The sequence below is a fragment of the Vibrio sp. L85 genome (genome assembly GCF_963871815.1).
Lineage (GTDB): Bacteria > Pseudomonadota > Gammaproteobacteria > Enterobacterales > Vibrionaceae > Vibrio > Vibrio harveyi.
On sequence record NZ_CAWMYL010000244.1, the window covers coordinates 470,973 to 486,060 of the forward strand.

Genomic DNA, 15,088 nt, shown 5'->3' on the forward strand with positions numbered 1-15,088 from the left:
GAAATGGGACGGTAATATTGCTTTATTTCCGTAAGTTGTGTTTGGCGGGGCAAATATGTGCTGCATCGTGATCTCAAAACCGCCGTGCGCTTAAAACGCTAAATTTGGCAGTGTTCACAAATTCTCATCTTCCTTACTATTTACCGTGAATCATTCTTAGTTCGTTTAACGCGCATTACGTTGTAATTGATTCTATCAATGCTTTTAAAATCCATCTCAAACCGCTCTGATATAAAAAATAGCAATATCATCGTCAATTAAATCAATTTTTAGCCGCTTATTTTTCACTCCATCATACGTCATAGAAACAGCAATGCTTTCCGCAAGAGAAGCACACGAATTTAGTTGTCCGTATCGGAGTTTAGAATGAAAAAAGTAAGTGCAGTGGCTGCCGCAATTACATCTGTTTTAATGACAGGTGCCATCTTTGCTGAGACCGAAGTGGCGTTAGATGTGATCGCTGGTGATGAAGCCGCACCCGTTGTTGAAAAAGTAAATGGTACCGATGTTATCGCTGATGGTTGGGAAATCTTCGGCTATGCGTCAATGAACTTTAGAACTGTTGATGGCAAATCAGTGGATACTGAATTTGGCAAACCAGATTACAAAACAGCAGGTACACACGGTAAGAGTACCAACCAAGTTGAATTCATCATCAAAAAGCATACTGAGCACGCGAACGGTGTTTGGTCTGACTTTGTTGTTCGCTCTGAATATGGCAACGGCAACTCTTATGCCTACTCTTCTGCGGGTAGCCAAAAAGACAATACCACTGCACAGTTTGAAGTGAAGGAAGCGTTTGTTGAAATCGGTGCGCTGCCTTACTTTGGGGAAGACACCTCGATTTGGGGTGGTCAACGCTTCCTAAATCGTGCGTCTGGTCTGTTATCTGGTGAGTTCTGGAAGCAGTCATCAGGTGTTGGTGCCGGTATTCAAACTAAGCTCGCTGGCAACACCGCAGGTATCGCGTACGTGATTGCCGATCCAGATGCAGGCGCACCAGATGTGTTGGTGTGTGAAGACAACAGCAATGCGTCGACGTGTGAGATTGTTAAAGCCAATGCTGAGCGCACTACCGTTTCTACTTTGGATTTCTACTACTATGGCGTAGATGTGGGCTTCGGTAGCGTAGATTTCGACTTTAAATACATGCAGCAAGAAGGAAAAGACAATTCTTCAGATGATGGCTTTGGCGCTGCAATTACTTTGAACACGAGTTACTACGGCTTAGACGGTTGGACGCAAAACGCACTTGCCTACGGTAAGGGTGTCGCGCAAAACCGTGGCGTGAACTTTGGTGGTTGGTCTGGCGGTGACGATAAAGCTGAATCTCTATTCTTCACTTCTTACGGTGTGCTAAACATCTCTGAAAACTGGCAGATGGGTTCTGAAATTACCTATATCGGTGCACTCGACCAACTGTTTGGTGCTGATGACTTAAAACGTTACCTTGTGGCTGTCCGTCCTTCTTACAAAGTGAACGATAACCTTCGTCTTGAGATGACGGCGTCTTATGGTCATGAAGAAGGGGCTGAAGGCTACTGGGGACGTACAGGGGATGATGTCGAAAGTGATATTTACAACATCGAACTCGCGGCGGCGTTTACTGTAAACGCAGACTACTTTGGTCGTCCTCAAATCAAACCTTACGTGAGCTACATTACCGCTGATGATGAAGCGAGCGCGCGTCAGATTGGCATCGAGGATGGTAAAAATGAAACCGTGATTGGTGTTCACACCGAAATTTGGTTCTAAGCACACTTTGCAAAAGGCAGCGAATAGCGCTGCCTTGTTTGCTTTTGAATGATTGTTTAGCAGATCTGTTTTACCTTGAGAAAGAGAGATAAATCATGCAGAAAAACCGTGTAATCCTTGCCCTCATGTTGAGCTCGGCGTTAACCGCATGTGCGGCTTCTCCAACATTGGAAGCGACGACGTTGCAATCGGTGCCGGAAGCGGCAGTTTGCTGCAATAACTTCTCTGAATTTCCATGGTTAGAGCTCGGCACTAATGAGCAAATTGAGTTTTCGATTAATGCGGATTCGCCGGTAGGTCGCTTCGCTGAAGGGAACAGCTATTTTGCTGCGTTTAAGTTGCCAGCGCGTTCAAGCAAAGTGAATATTCAGCTTGCCAGCCATATGGTCAATGGCGAGGTTTTCGCGCCTAAGCTGATCACTTTAGATAAAGCGTTCAATATCGTGAATATCAATGATCATGATAGCTTTGATATCGAAACCACGGGCATGCTTACACGCACTCAATACCAGCTGAGCTTTACGCTCGACGTTGAGAAAACGCCTTACTTTATTGTTTATACTGATGAAAGCGAGCTAGGTGATTCGATTCAAATTCCTCATCCTGCCAAAGAGCGTGCTGTGGAGTTGGGTCAGCCAATGCCGATGGTGACCGACCCGAAATATACTTATGAAGCTTTTGGCTCTTTGGAAGTGGCGATCAAAACCTTATCGTTAGCCGCGCCTTCACGTACCACAGAGACACAGAAAGCGGCAGTTGTGGTGGCTCCGGTAAAATTGTCAGCGCCAGCATCAGCAACCATGCAAACATCGTCAGCAGTAAGTTCGAACACGAAATCGGCATCAACGAGTGTTCATGCTGATACACGAGCCTATTATTTTGAATCTATTCGAGCAGCAGTGAAGAACAACCAAACATCAAAAGCGATGACGCTGCTAGAAGAAGCCAACCGATTGGGTATCGACGGCGCACAGAAAGTGTTTGTTGACGCCGTAGATAACAAGTAACTCCATTATTAAAGTGTCTAGTTTTGGACCTCAGAGAGCGCTTTCGCGCCCTCTGAGTTTTTTTAGTCTCTAGCAATACATAGCTTTTCTGCAGAACGCTTGTTGAGCAAGTAGTTCTCTTCCTCAAGCGCTCGGTGCGATAGTGCTGGGTTAGGTTGAGTGAAGGTTAATCCCTCCAACAAAGTAACTGGTGCTAATGGTTTTAATCTGGTTTTTACACCATCACGATTACACTTCATTTGCCCGGATTCTGGGTACCATTCGATCTCAATTGAACCGTCAATCACATCGGCTTCAATGCCGACCTCATATTCCTGACCGCGCAGTTTCACGATGAACTGAACTTCAGGTTGAGGGCGTTCAAACTCAAATGAGAATTTGGTTTTCTCAGCTTGTTCGACGTCAACATGCAGGGCGTTGTTATCACCAAACGGCAGTCGAGCGCTTAGGTGTTTCCAAGTTGATGGTAAGCTTGGGCAAAGCTTGATGTTGTTGCGCGAGAGCTGTGGCGTAAAGCCGAGATAGTCTTGCTGAGTGTTACGAGCAAATTCCGACACTGACCACGCTTGAGCATAAGTTCCGCTTTGAATGACGGACGTCGCAGACGCTTGGTAAGCATCCAAGTTTTCGCTCATGGTGCCGCGATGTCCCTGATATAAAATCTGATGGGCTAAGTTTTTGCTCAGTTGATACGCTAAATCCTGTTGCTGGTAACGGGTAAGTGCGCCCACAGTGAAGCCTGCGTTCCAACCCCAAATGGTCCCATTATGGTATGCCGCATCTTTGTGATACTCAGGGCGGTTGTCATGATAGGGGTGGAATTCTGGGTGCTCTTGTTGCAAAGAGCAGATGCCCCAAGGGAAAAGCAGATGCTCGACGCTGTTCTTCACAATGTGCTGCCCAATATACTCTGGAATTAAGGCTTGGTTGGTCGGAATGGTCAACGTCATTAGCTGGTTTGGGCGAATACTGATGTCTTTCACATCGTCTTGCTTGAGATGATCCGCTAAGCACATGGATTCGCTATCCCAGAACTTGTCGATAAAGCTGGCTTTCACTTTGTTCGCCAAAGTTTGGCAATGTTCCGCTAAGGCGTGGTCACCATTCCATTTTGCAAGTTGGTTTGCCACTTGTAGACTCTCAAACCACAATGCTTCGATGTCGTTGGCTTTCGGTCCACGAGGTGACCATGGGAGCTGACCGTTGATCTTGGCGTCCATCCAGGTATCGGGATCGCGATGTCGCATCAAGCCATCATCATCGAGGTAGTGCTTTTCAACCCCTTCAATAAAGCGCTCTATGATGGGCAACATTTGCTGGGCGAACTGTGTATCACCGGAGTAGTTAATGTATTCGAAGATCTCGCGAATCATCCACGGTGTGCCGTCGGTCGTGTTGTAGATGATATTAGTTTCGCTGGTGACACGGTTTGGAATTCGACCATGATTTTTGTCTTTCAGATCATCTAACTGCATCGAAGCAAAGTTGGTGATGATGTCGCGGGCTTCGTCAAACTCGCCATTTACTAAACTGGTGCCGGGCAGCGCGATAAAGGTGTCTCTGCCCCAGCAGTCTTTAAACCATGGCAACCCCGCCCAAATGCCGGTACCCAGCTCTTTATTAACGAAGGTTCGGCTGGCTAATCGTGCCCACATAACGGCGCGGTTGTATTCCAGATCATCACACCAAAAATAGTTCTTGGTCAAAAACTCAAATACTGCGTTTTGATGTTTCAACTCTGCATGTTCGAGGGCTGCGTTTTGTGCTTGTTGGATAGCATCGGTTTTGTTGTTGGAGAACGCAAAGTAGGCAGTGAAGCGGTTCGTTGTGGTCTCTGAACTGAGCTTAATTTGAATGTTTTGGCTGCCGGATAGAACGTTATCACTGACGTTCGAATCTCTCTCATTGAGCGTTTGTGCTCGGAAGCTTTGGTTTGCGCTGATCGCGATAAACGAGAGCGAGCCTTCAGGGCAGATGTCTGGATCGACAGAGATAAGCAGGCAATCTTCCAACGCTTCTACTTGGCAGTACGATGGATTGAGGTTGAGTTCAGGAAACAGTGCCAACATTTCGCTGCTGGTGGATTCCACATTCAGTGCAGCAAGGCGTTGCCCTGCAATCAAGGACAAGCCATCTTTACTGGCATTCTCATAATGATGCTCGATTCCATATGGCATTAAGCAGGCATACTGCGCCTGTGTTTTGTCGTTGAATACGTTGCCAATGCTTGAGGCGAAACCACCTAAATACCAACCTTGATGATGGCGATAACGTGCCGTGCCCAAAGCGCTGTGTGTGGTGCCTTCATAGTAGCCGTCGAGGTTATCACCAAACACAAATGGGAAAGGCGTTTCGCTCTTGATCGCCAACGCCTCGAACAACTCATCGAGCGGAAGGATTTTGGCTGTGCTTGGCAATGATTTAGCGGGGATAGGGCCTGATTGCGAAGTGATGAGATGATCGAATTTCAATTGAGTGAGTAAGGAGGCGGTGTCTGCCATTTCGGGTTTGACGCTTAGACTTGGCGACGCTGTGCTGAAGTCGAGCGTCAGCAAATAACGACCTGATTGTTTTGGTTCAAACACCAAATCATTACCAATGCCTTGAGTTGGAATAAGCGAGAGCTTTTGATTCAAACTGATATTCACTGCTTTAATATCATCTGCGGCGAACGTCCATTCTTCGCTGCCATTCAAATCGGCGATTTTGAATTGGTGTCTATCGGCTGGGAAAACTACGCTAGCTTGTAGTTGGTGCTCATCAATTGGCTGGAAAGGCGTATCTAGCCCCCAACCATTTAGTGTGCCTTTCAGATATAACGTTGGGTATTGGGGCATATTCTAGAGTCTCATAAAATAAAAAAGGCACAGCGAACTGTGCCAAATACGAACATGAAAGAATTAGCGAACAATTTGTTTTGCTGCAGTGTCTAGGGCGTCTTTCACGGTTTGCTTGCCTTGCATCGCGTTATCGATAGCAGCACCTTCTGCAAAGAAGTAAGACGTCATTTGAGGGATGTTCGGCATGATCTCGCCGTTTTCTGCGTTGATCATGGTTGATTTAATGCGCTCGTCACTTTCCAGCACTTTCTGGAACGATTTTAGTGTCACGGCACCAAGTGGCTTGTCGTCATCCATGATCTTCAATGCGGCGTCTTGGTATAGGTAGTTTTCTAGAAACTCAACAGCCAGATCTTTGTTTGGGCTTGATGCGTTAATACCCGCACTCAAAATGCCAACGAATGGGTTACCTTTACCGCCGTTTAAGGTTGGCAACACAGCAACGCCGTAGTTCACATCCATTTTGTCTAGGTTGCCCCAAGACCACGGACCGTTGATGGTCATTGCCACTTCACCTTTGGTGAACGACGCTTCGGATACTGAGTAATCCATATTTGGATCGACGATGCCTTTGTTGACCATGTCGACAAGGAATTGCAGACCAGCCACACCCGCTTCATTGTTTACACCCGTGTCTTTAGCATCGTAGCCTTCTGCTGTTTTACCAAAAGCATAAGCGCCGCCAGCTGAAATCATTGGCCAAGTGAAGTAAGCGTTTTTCACGTCCCACATGATCGCTTTCTTGCCTTGTTTTTGCATCGCTTGGTGGATGGACTCCAGCTCTTCCCAACTCTTAGGTGGGTTTGGCAACAGGTCTTTGTTGTAAATTAGAGAAGGGACTTCGATAGCCAGAGGGTAGCCAAAGATTTTGCCATCTACAGTGACTGCATCCCAACTGAAATCGACAAGCTTATCTTTAAACTCTTGGCTCGGTTTCACTTCTTGCAGTAAGCCCGCTTGAGCGTAGCCACCAAAACGGTCGTGTGCCCAGAAGATGATGTCAGGACCACCGCCTGTCGCGGCGTGTTGTTGGAACTTTTCTTCTAGAGAATCCGGGTGCTGAACATTAACCTTAATCCCCGTATCTTCTTCGAACTGTTGACCAATTTGGCTCAATCCTTGGTAAGACTTATCACCGTTGATCCAAATGATGATTTCACCCTCCTGCATTGCAGAAACAGAAGGCGCTAAAAGAACAGATAAAGTGCAAAGCGAAAGTGTTTTTAGAATAGGTTTCATTGCGATAGATTCCTTGTTTCAAACCTAGTGACTGGACGTCAGCTGTTGTTTCACGGTTTGATAATACGGGGATGCACTCTGCGGTTAAAATTGATTTCTTTGTCGTTGGTATTACATTTTTCTATATCAATGCGTTGGAATGTGATCGGGGAAGCGCATTGGCTTGGGTGATACCCAGTAGCCAATGCTTTGCGGTGGTTGATGTAGAGAAGGGACTTGGAAGGTTTTGACTGTTTTTGTGAACAGTAGCCAAATTTAATCTGCGATGGAAGTGTCTATATCTAGTGTGAAAGCACTAGCGCACTGTGGCTCGATATTCAGTTGGCATTTACCGACACCATTTTCGACGCGTAAGGTGAGTGGAGAAAGACGATTCATAGCGTCTTTTAAGATGTACTCGCCATCGCGCAGTTCGAGTTTTTTGATCAGCTCAGATGGCATGACCAACTCTATGTTTTGAGGTTGTTCTCCCCTTAATCGTGCGACTGCCAAAATCAATTGCTGACTCGAATAGCGAGCAAAGCAGAATGACTCTTCCCCCAAGGCTTGTTGATTACTTGGATACAGGTCAAAGTAACCTCCCATTTTGGCTGGCGAGGTCAAAGCTAAGTTGAGTAAGCGTTGATAATAGGCTCTTACTTCTTTCTGTTGTTGCGATAACAAGCCCCCGTCGAACTTGCCATGATTCATCCACTTTTGGTGTTCTGGGACACCGATGTAATCAAAGATGGAGGTACGACTTGGTTGCCCAAAGCCTGCGTTTTCTCTTCCTGCTTCTCCCACTTCCTGTCCGAAATACACCATGGTTGGTGAGGTGCTAAGCAGGGTAGAAATCAACATAGCGGGCAAGCCGTTCTCTGCACTGCCAGCAAATTCAGGCGAGGCAAGACGCTGCTCATCGTGGTTATCAAGGAAGTGCAGCATGTGGTGTTCAATATCCATCATGCTTTCTTGAATCTCACTGATTTTGCTTACATGCTGTTTGCTGTGCATCACGTCTTTGAGGCAATCATAGAGGTCAACTTTGTCGTACAGATAGTCCATCTTGCCGAGATGAATGTAGTCGCGATAGAGATGCGGTTGATACACCTCTGCCATCAAAAACGCCTCTGGATTGACTGCTTTGATGCTGGAATTCATAAAGCTCCAAAACTCGACAGGCACCATTTCCGCCATGTCATAACGGAAGCCATCGACGCCTTTTTCTATCCAGTAAAGCGCGATGTCGCGGAACTTGTGCCAAGAGTTTGGAAGCGTTTTGTCTTGCCAGAATTGCAAATGCTCAGCATGGGATTTGTTTGCGTAATCGGCTGGCAGTTCTGGGAAATCTTTGCTGCCGTCTGGGCGCACGCCGTAATTGATTTTGGCGGTTTCATACCAATCATCAAATTGCGGCTGAGCAAGCCTGGAGCCGTTGCCGGTCCATTTGGCGGGAAACTCTTCAAAGGCAGGCAATTTTTCAAAATTAGAAAGGTTCCTAATCAGCGTCGGGTCACCTAGCGGGGAAAATTGCTCAGGAATGTTAGGCAACTCAAACGCTTGATTAGGAACGTAATAGAAATTGTTGTCACGATGGTACTCAACGTTCGTATCGTCATCGGCACCAAAATCTCGTACACCGACAGGGTTGTTCAAACCTTGGTAACGTCTGGCAACGTGGTTTGGCACAATATCGATGATGATCTTCATGTTGTGCGCATGCGTACGCTCGATAAGGGCTTCAAACTCTTCTAATCGATATGCTGGATCATCTGCCAAATCGGGATTCACGGAGTAATAATCTTTCACCGCATAAGGCGAGCCTGCACGTCCTTTCACCACCGCTGGATGGTCGTTCTCAATGCCAATGGCACTGTAATCGCGGATCACCGCATGGTGTGGTACTCCAGTGTACCAAATATGCGTAATGCCAAGCTGTTGAATGACAGTGAGCGCCTTTTCGTTAAAGTCACTGAACTTACCGACGCCGTTTTGCTCAATGGTGCCCCAAGGTTGATTGGTGGTGTTGGTGTTGCCAAATAGTCGGGTGAAAACTTGATAAACGTTCGCTGCGGAATTCATAGATATTTAAGGGAGCTCGTGGCTCCCATATCCTCCAAAAGTTATTTCAGTTTGACTGCGAAAGACTCGTAAGGTGCGAGGGTTATCGTCGCTGCAATCGCGCAAGGCGTCGCATAGTTACTGATTAAGCACTCTACCTGATCGGCTTGATATTGGGTTGGAACTTGCAGTGTTTGCTCGTGCTCTGAGAAGTTACTCACGATAAACAACAGTTCACCTTGGTATTCGCGCACGTAGCCAAACACGTGTTGATGCTCTTGCCATACTGGAGTGAAGCTTCCGTAGACGATGATTTCATGACGTTTACGCAGCTCAATGAGCTTTTTGTAGTGGTAGAAGATCGAGCTCGAATCGTTAAGCGCCGCTTCCACGTTAATCTGTGGGTAGTTCGGGTTGACCGCAATCCAAGGTGCTCCGCTGGTAAAGCCCGCGTGCTCTGATGCGTTCCAGTGCATTGGTGTACGCGCGTTATCACGACTGTTCTTGTGAATCGCATCCATCATGTGCTCGTGGCTGATACCAGCAGCGGTTTTCACATCGTAGAATTGTCGCGTTTCGATATCGCGGTAATCGCTTAGTTGGTCGAACGCCACGTTGGTCATGCCAATCTCTTCGCCTTGATAGATGTATGGCGTGCCTTTCAAAAAGTGCAGCGTTGTTGCTAGCATCTTGGCTGACTCGACTCGATAGGCTTTGTCATTGCCAAACTTCGACACAGCACGAGGCAAATCGTGGTTGTTCCAAAATAGGGAGTTCCAACCCGTGTCTTGCAGCTCGACTTGCCACTTGGTTAGCACGTCTTTGAATTCTTTAAGGTCGAGCGGAATCGGCTGCCATTTGTCGCCACCTTGCCAGGTTAGGGTAATGTGTTCAAATTGGAACACCATCGACAGCTCATGACGCTCTGGCGCGCTGTACAGCTTAGCGATCTCAGGCGTTGCCCCCCAAGTTTCACCGACCGTTAATACATCTTTGCCACCGAAGGTTTCTTTGTTCATTTGTTGCAGCAGCGGGTGCAGGCGATCGCCATTGCCCGTGATGCCTTTGTCGACTTCTTTTCCTATCAGATCAATCACATCCAATCGGAAACCGCCGATGCCTTTTTCAATCCACCAGTTCATCATCTTGAATACTTCTTGATGAACTTTCGGGTTCTCCCAGTTCAAATCTGGCTGGCGTTTTGAAAAGAGGTGGAAGTAGTACTGCTCGGTTTTCTCGTCCCATTGCCAAGCATCGCCACCAAAAATCGATTCGATGTTATTTGGTAGATTGCCTTCTGAGTCTGCATCACGCCAGATGTAGTAATCGCGGTACGGGCTATCCTTAGATTCACGCGCAGAAACGAACCAAGGGTGCTCATCCGAAGTGTGGTTAACCACCAAATCCATAACGATTTTGATATCACGCTCGCCAGCTTCTTTGAATAGCTGCTCCATGTCTTCCATGGTGCCGAACTCACGTGCGATGGCTTGATAGTCTGAAATGTCGTAACCATTGTCATCCATTGGCGATTGGTAAACAGGAGAGAGCCAAATCACGTTGATGCCAAGGTTTTTTAAGTAATCCAGTTTGCTGATGACACCTTTTAGATCACCGATGCCATCATTGTTGGAGTCGTAAAAACTGCGTGGGTAAATCTGATAAACGACTGCATTATGCCACCACGTTTTTTCCATGTTATTTGTGCCTTTTCAATCAAAAATCTAAGACAAAATATAGTGGCTTTTCCCCGCTAGTAGAAATTGAACTTTTTGCTTATGATATAGGAAAAATTGATACCTAAATGAGTGGGCGATGATGAATCGAGTGAATCGATATTTTCTGACCGTAGCCAGAACCGGAAACATCAAGAAGGCGTCTGAGCTGCTGCATGTAACACAACCAACCCTGACAACGGCGATCAAGAAGCTAGAAAGCGATATGGGTGTATCGCTATTAATACGTCGTTCTAAAGGCGTAGAGCTGACAGAATACGGGCAAGTGTTTCTCCGTTATGTCGAGGAACAGCAAGAAAAACATCTCGATTTGATGCACAAAATTCAAGACATGCATCAAAGGGAACATGGCAAACTGAAGATCGGTGTTGGTGAAGCGTGGTGGGAGCTTTTTGTGCGACATGGGATCACCAAATACCAAGAAGCGCATCCTCATAGCTCACTCTATATTGAATTTGGCAACAACCTTTCTTTGATGCAGCACCTGATTCAAGGTGATATAGATTTATTTATTGGTCACGAAATCGGCGGATTGAAAGATCTTATGCCGGTGGTGTTCAGACCGCTGTTCCAAGATCAAGAGTCTTTCTTTGTTCATCGAGACCACCCTCTACTTAATGACAAAATGTTTTTGGAATCACCATCCGAGGCGATGTCTGCTTATCCACTGATCCGCGTAACGCCGGGGCATTCTCGATACAGCTCAGTGCTCAACAACGCATTCGAGTACGATCAAATCTTCAACCAATCCAATGAAACTGCATCTGTGGTTTATGAAGTCGGTTCTCTGCTTGCTAGCTTGGATTTGCTCGAAACGACCAATGCTATTATGCCTTACAGCGATAAGATGAACGGTTGGATGGAGAAAAACGGCGTGAAGTGTTTGCACACAGATACCAGTAAAATCGGTAATGTCGGTATCTATCACAAACGCCAGTTAGATAACGACAAAGCTCAGTTCCTTATTAATGAAATCCTGACCATGACGACAGAGATTTAGTAAGGTCTTACATACCCTCATAGTAAGCACGAATCGATTCTAAAGAGATAATTTTATGACCAACAACATAAGTTTCAGAGCCTTCCTACCAAGTGATAAAGAGGATTGTCTGCGCATCTTCGATGAAAACTGCCCAGAATATACCCAAGTGACTTCAAGATGCAGGATTCAGAGCGTTGTCATTGTTTCACAATCAATGAAAGAGAGGATTACGCGGAGTTTCTTGATAGTGACCCACAAGGTTATGAAGTGTGCTTTCTAAATGGTGAACTCGTTGGTGCTTATGGTTTGAGTGGCAAAACACAGGCATTTCATAGCTTGAACTGGATTTTAATCTCACCAAAAGCGCAAGGCATGAAGATTGGTCATGAATTTATGAGCCGAGCGATTCACCGAGCTGAGCAGTTGAACATCCCCCAAATCAAAATCGCCGCAAGTCATTTATCTGCGCCGTTTTTTGCCAAATATGGTGCCGTAGAGCTGAACTACATCCCTGATGGTTGGGGTGTCGATATGCACCGTATCGATATGGAATTGAATCTCCAGTCGTAAGCAAATTCGAGCTATGAAAGCGTAGCGTGAGTATTTGGTTAAAACACCTTGCACCATATGGTGCTTTTATTGGTTTTTGTTAGGTTATTGAACTTGGTTATCGAAAGCGTTTTTTGCCTTTCGTCAAACAGATAAGGACAGACAATGCCAACAAAGATCTTAGTGCCTACTTTGGCGCTACTTCTAAGTGCATGCGGTGGCGATGGAGATTCGTCATCACCTGCAGACAGCGGCTCACAATCCCCTGATACACCACCTACAGCCACCACTTTTGCCGAGCAAATGCTTGCCGCAGTTAACGATGCTCGATCTAAAACTCAGCAATGTGGCTCAAGAACTATGCCTCCCGTTGGAGCGCTTACTTGGAGTTACGATTTAGAAAGCGCAGCTTATGGACACTCTAGCGATATGGCAAACAGTGATTTTATGAGCCATACCGGATCAAATGGCAGCACGCTTTCCAGTCGCGTCAATGCCACAGGTTATGCTTGGAGCAGGTTAGGAGAGAATGTCGCGAGAGGGCAACGTTCAATCGATGCGGTAATGAACTCTTGGCTATCGAGTGAAGGGCACTGCCTCAATATCATGAACGCCGACTTCGACCAGATGGGCTCATCCATGGTGGAGAACCAATCGACGAATTATCGCTATTACTGGACCCAAGTCTTCGCCAAGCAGCGTTGATGACGACAAATAGATCAGTCTGGACAACAAACAGATAAAGCCAGTAGAGGAGACTCAACTGGCTTTATTTTTATTTTGGTACAGTTGGTCTAAAAAATTGACAAGATAAGTTTTGATCGATTATTCTTTTTATAGACCAGGTGGTCTTAAAAGGTTTGAAATGAATAAGTCGTTTAAATGAAGGGGATCGAATGATGTCTACGAGTAAAACTACGATAAAGAATGCGCATATCAATTGGGATTGTGAGGGTAAGTTCAACTTCACGACTGGGTTTGGTGCAACCAAAGCGGAATCCATGATCGCCAATTACGCAGCGTTTATTGCTCCAGTGATCCTCTACTTTTTTGCATGGCAAACCTTGGAGTGGAGTTGGCTTCAAATTATTGTCGCGTCATTGCTCACGTTAGATATGATTGGAGGTGTTCTGACGAACTCTTTAGGCTCGATGAAGCGATTTCTACATACCGACCAAAAACTAGAGCTGACTTGGATGGGCAAATTGGTAGGCAGCAAATTCTTGTTCCCTGCTATTCACTTTCAATTGTTTGCTGTGCCGTTATGTTTTGATGTCGCTTGGTCTTACGCGTTTTTCTGGTATGCCGTGATGATGGTATCGGTTGTGTTTTTGCACTTCCTGCCGCTTTATTTACAACGTCCGGTTGCGCTACTTGCAGTCATGTTATCCATCATTCTTTCGACATTAGTCCCGGCTCCGACTGGTTTAGAATGGTTAGCACCAATCTTCATTATTAAGTTAGTGCTCTCACACGGTGTTCGAGAAGAGCCTTACCGCCCGTCTCTTTCTCAATAGATACGAGCATCGTCAATTACGCCCCCTTGATAAACGAAACGCCAGCAAGGAATTCCTGCTGGCGTTTTTTATACTTGGTATTAACTCGTTAAGTTACGTAGTTTTGGATCATCGATAAGGTATTCTACAAATTCGATTTCAAAGCCAGCTGGGTCAACAAAGTAAATGTTCTTACGGTATGGCTCTTTTGCGCCGGGTTGGGCAATTGGATAACCTGCTTCAATCAATCGTTTTGTCACACCGTCGATGTCATTAGTCACGTAGGCGAAGTGTGCGAGACCAACTTGGTGACCACTTAATTCTCGGTTGTTGCCTTCGCCGTGGTCGCTCATTGCAATGTATTGGTATTCATCGCCAAAGTGTAGCCAGTTTCTCGGCTTTCCACTCCATTCGCCAGTACCTTCATCACGTACATACCAATGCGGAAATGCCGCTTGATAAAACTTCAGCATTTCTGGGATATCCTTTACCACTAAGTTCACATGTTCTAGTTGGATCATTGTGTGCTCCTTTCTTTCATTTCCTAGCCAACGATGAACATGCTAAAACCTCAAGTTAGGTTGAGGTAAAGAGCTTTTTTGGAATTTTTTATTGTAAGTGCTTTGGCTAATTATTTGGATCGAGTTTTTGGTGAGTAGATTCCCAGTCTCACTAGGTTCGCGGGAATGACGGAAAGAGAGAGCTAAACGAACAGCGTCATTCTGAAGGAGCCTAAGCGATTATTCAGAATCTACTTTCAGCGCGTTGTGATGTTGCATTGTGAATTGAATTATCTGCGAATACAGAGCCAGTTCCTCCCCTTTGAACTCGTTGCTTTGAGAGCTTCGGAGTTTGATACAAGGGGAGGTTAGGTGGGGTTGCTGGTTTGAGGCTGAATGTTGGGTTAGGTGCTTGCAACCTTCTTTCACCTTTTGTTTGTCTGTGTTCTTGTTAATCATTTTCGATCGAGTTTGTGGTGAGTAGATTCCCAGTCTCACCTAGGTTCGCGGGAATGACACGGAGAGAGCGCTAAGCGCACAGCGTCATTCTGAAGGAGCCTAAGCGAGTATTCAGAATCTGTTTTCAGCGCGTTGTGATGTTGCATTGTGAATTGAACTATCCTCGATTGCAGGACCAGTCCCTCCCCTTTGAGCTCGGAGTGTTGAGATCTTTGGAGTTTGATACAAGGGGAGGTTAGTTGGGGTTGGTGGTTTGAGGCTGAATGTTGGGCTAGGTGCTTGCGACCTTGTTTACCTTTTAGTCGTTCGTGTTTTAGCTAAGTATTTGGATCGAGCTTGCGGTGAGTAGATTCCCAGTCTCACCTAGGTTCGCGGGAATGACGGGGAGAGAGCATGAAACGAACAGCGTCATTCTGAAGGAGCCTAAGCGAGTATTCAGAATCAATTTTCAGCGCGTTGTGCTGTTGCATTGTGAATTGAATTAT

Annotated in this window: 11 protein-coding genes; 6 read left to right on the top strand and 5 right to left on the bottom strand. The window is 46.0% G+C overall.

Going from position 1 to position 15,088, the window contains the following annotated elements:
• Nucleotides 1–366: 366 nt before the first annotated feature.
• Together AACR11_RS26385 and AACR11_RS26390 are read left to right on the top strand one after the other, a co-directional pair.
• Complete coding sequence (locus tag AACR11_RS26385; RefSeq protein WP_079325262.1) at nt 367–1,755, top strand: carbohydrate porin; 1,389 nt, start codon at nt 367–369, stop codon at nt 1,753–1,755.
• A 95-nt stretch (nt 1,756–1,850) separates the two neighbouring features.
• Nucleotides 1,851–2,762 (top strand): MalM family protein, encoded by a 912-nt coding sequence (locus tag AACR11_RS26390; protein ID WP_029788373.1) that lies wholly within the window; start codon nt 1,851–1,853, stop codon nt 2,760–2,762.
• A 62-nt stretch (nt 2,763–2,824) separates the two neighbouring features.
• On the opposite strand, the gene AACR11_RS26395 is transcribed toward AACR11_RS26390, so the two are convergent.
• The 4 genes from AACR11_RS26395 to AACR11_RS26410 all read right to left on the bottom strand — a co-directional run bounded on the left by AACR11_RS26395 (nt 2,825) and on the right by AACR11_RS26410 (nt 10,578).
• On the bottom strand, nt 2,825–5,599 hold the full coding sequence (locus AACR11_RS26395) for an amylo-alpha-1,6-glucosidase (protein WP_079325264.1): 2,775 nt from the start codon (nt 5,597–5,599) through the stop codon (nt 2,825–2,827).
• Nucleotides 5,600–5,662: 63 nt separating this feature from the next.
• A complete protein-coding gene (gene malE / locus AACR11_RS26400; RefSeq protein WP_005450011.1) occupies nt 5,663–6,841 on the bottom strand; it encodes a maltose/maltodextrin ABC transporter substrate-binding protein MalE in 1,179 nt (392 codons plus the stop codon).
• A gap of 255 nt (nt 6,842–7,096) precedes the next feature.
• Nucleotides 7,097–8,902 carry an alpha-amylase family protein gene (locus AACR11_RS26405; protein WP_029788371.1) on the bottom strand — a complete coding sequence of 602 codons (1,806 nt, stop codon included), beginning with the start codon at nt 8,900–8,902 and terminating at the stop codon, nt 7,097–7,099.
• A gap of 41 nt (nt 8,903–8,943) precedes the next feature.
• Entirely contained in the window at nt 8,944–10,578 is a 1,635-nt protein-coding gene (locus tag AACR11_RS26410) for a glycoside hydrolase family 13 protein (protein WP_029788370.1), read from the bottom strand.
• Nucleotides 10,579–10,696: 118 nt separating this feature from the next.
• Between AACR11_RS26410 and AACR11_RS26415 the strand changes: the two genes are divergently transcribed.
• The 4 genes from AACR11_RS26415 (at nt 10,697) to AACR11_RS26430 (ending at nt 13,665) form a co-directional block, all read left to right on the top strand.
• Nucleotides 10,697–11,617, top strand: coding sequence for a LysR family transcriptional regulator (locus tag AACR11_RS26415; RefSeq protein WP_079325266.1), 921 nt, complete (start codon nt 10,697–10,699; stop codon nt 11,615–11,617).
• A 159-nt stretch (nt 11,618–11,776) separates the two neighbouring features.
• Nucleotides 11,777–12,169 (top strand): GNAT family N-acetyltransferase, encoded by a 393-nt coding sequence (locus tag AACR11_RS26420; protein ID WP_223295782.1) that lies wholly within the window; start codon nt 11,777–11,779, stop codon nt 12,167–12,169.
• Nucleotides 12,170–12,313: 144 nt separating this feature from the next.
• Nucleotides 12,314–12,853 (top strand): CAP domain-containing protein, encoded by a 540-nt coding sequence (locus AACR11_RS26425; protein WP_009695868.1) that lies wholly within the window; start codon nt 12,314–12,316, stop codon nt 12,851–12,853.
• 194 nt (nt 12,854–13,047) lie between these two features.
• The gene (locus AACR11_RS26430) at nt 13,048–13,665 is read left to right on the top strand and encodes a hypothetical protein (protein ID WP_005450025.1); all 618 of its coding nucleotides are present in this window, start codon (nt 13,048–13,050) and stop codon (nt 13,663–13,665) included.
• Nucleotides 13,666–13,745: 80 nt separating this feature from the next.
• Here the strand turns inward: AACR11_RS26430 and AACR11_RS26435 are convergent, their stop codons facing one another.
• Nucleotides 13,746–14,165 carry a VOC family protein gene (locus AACR11_RS26435; protein WP_029788366.1) on the bottom strand — a complete coding sequence of 140 codons (420 nt, stop codon included), beginning with the start codon at nt 14,163–14,165 and terminating at the stop codon, nt 13,746–13,748.
• Between the last annotated feature and the right edge of the window lie 923 nt (nt 14,166–15,088).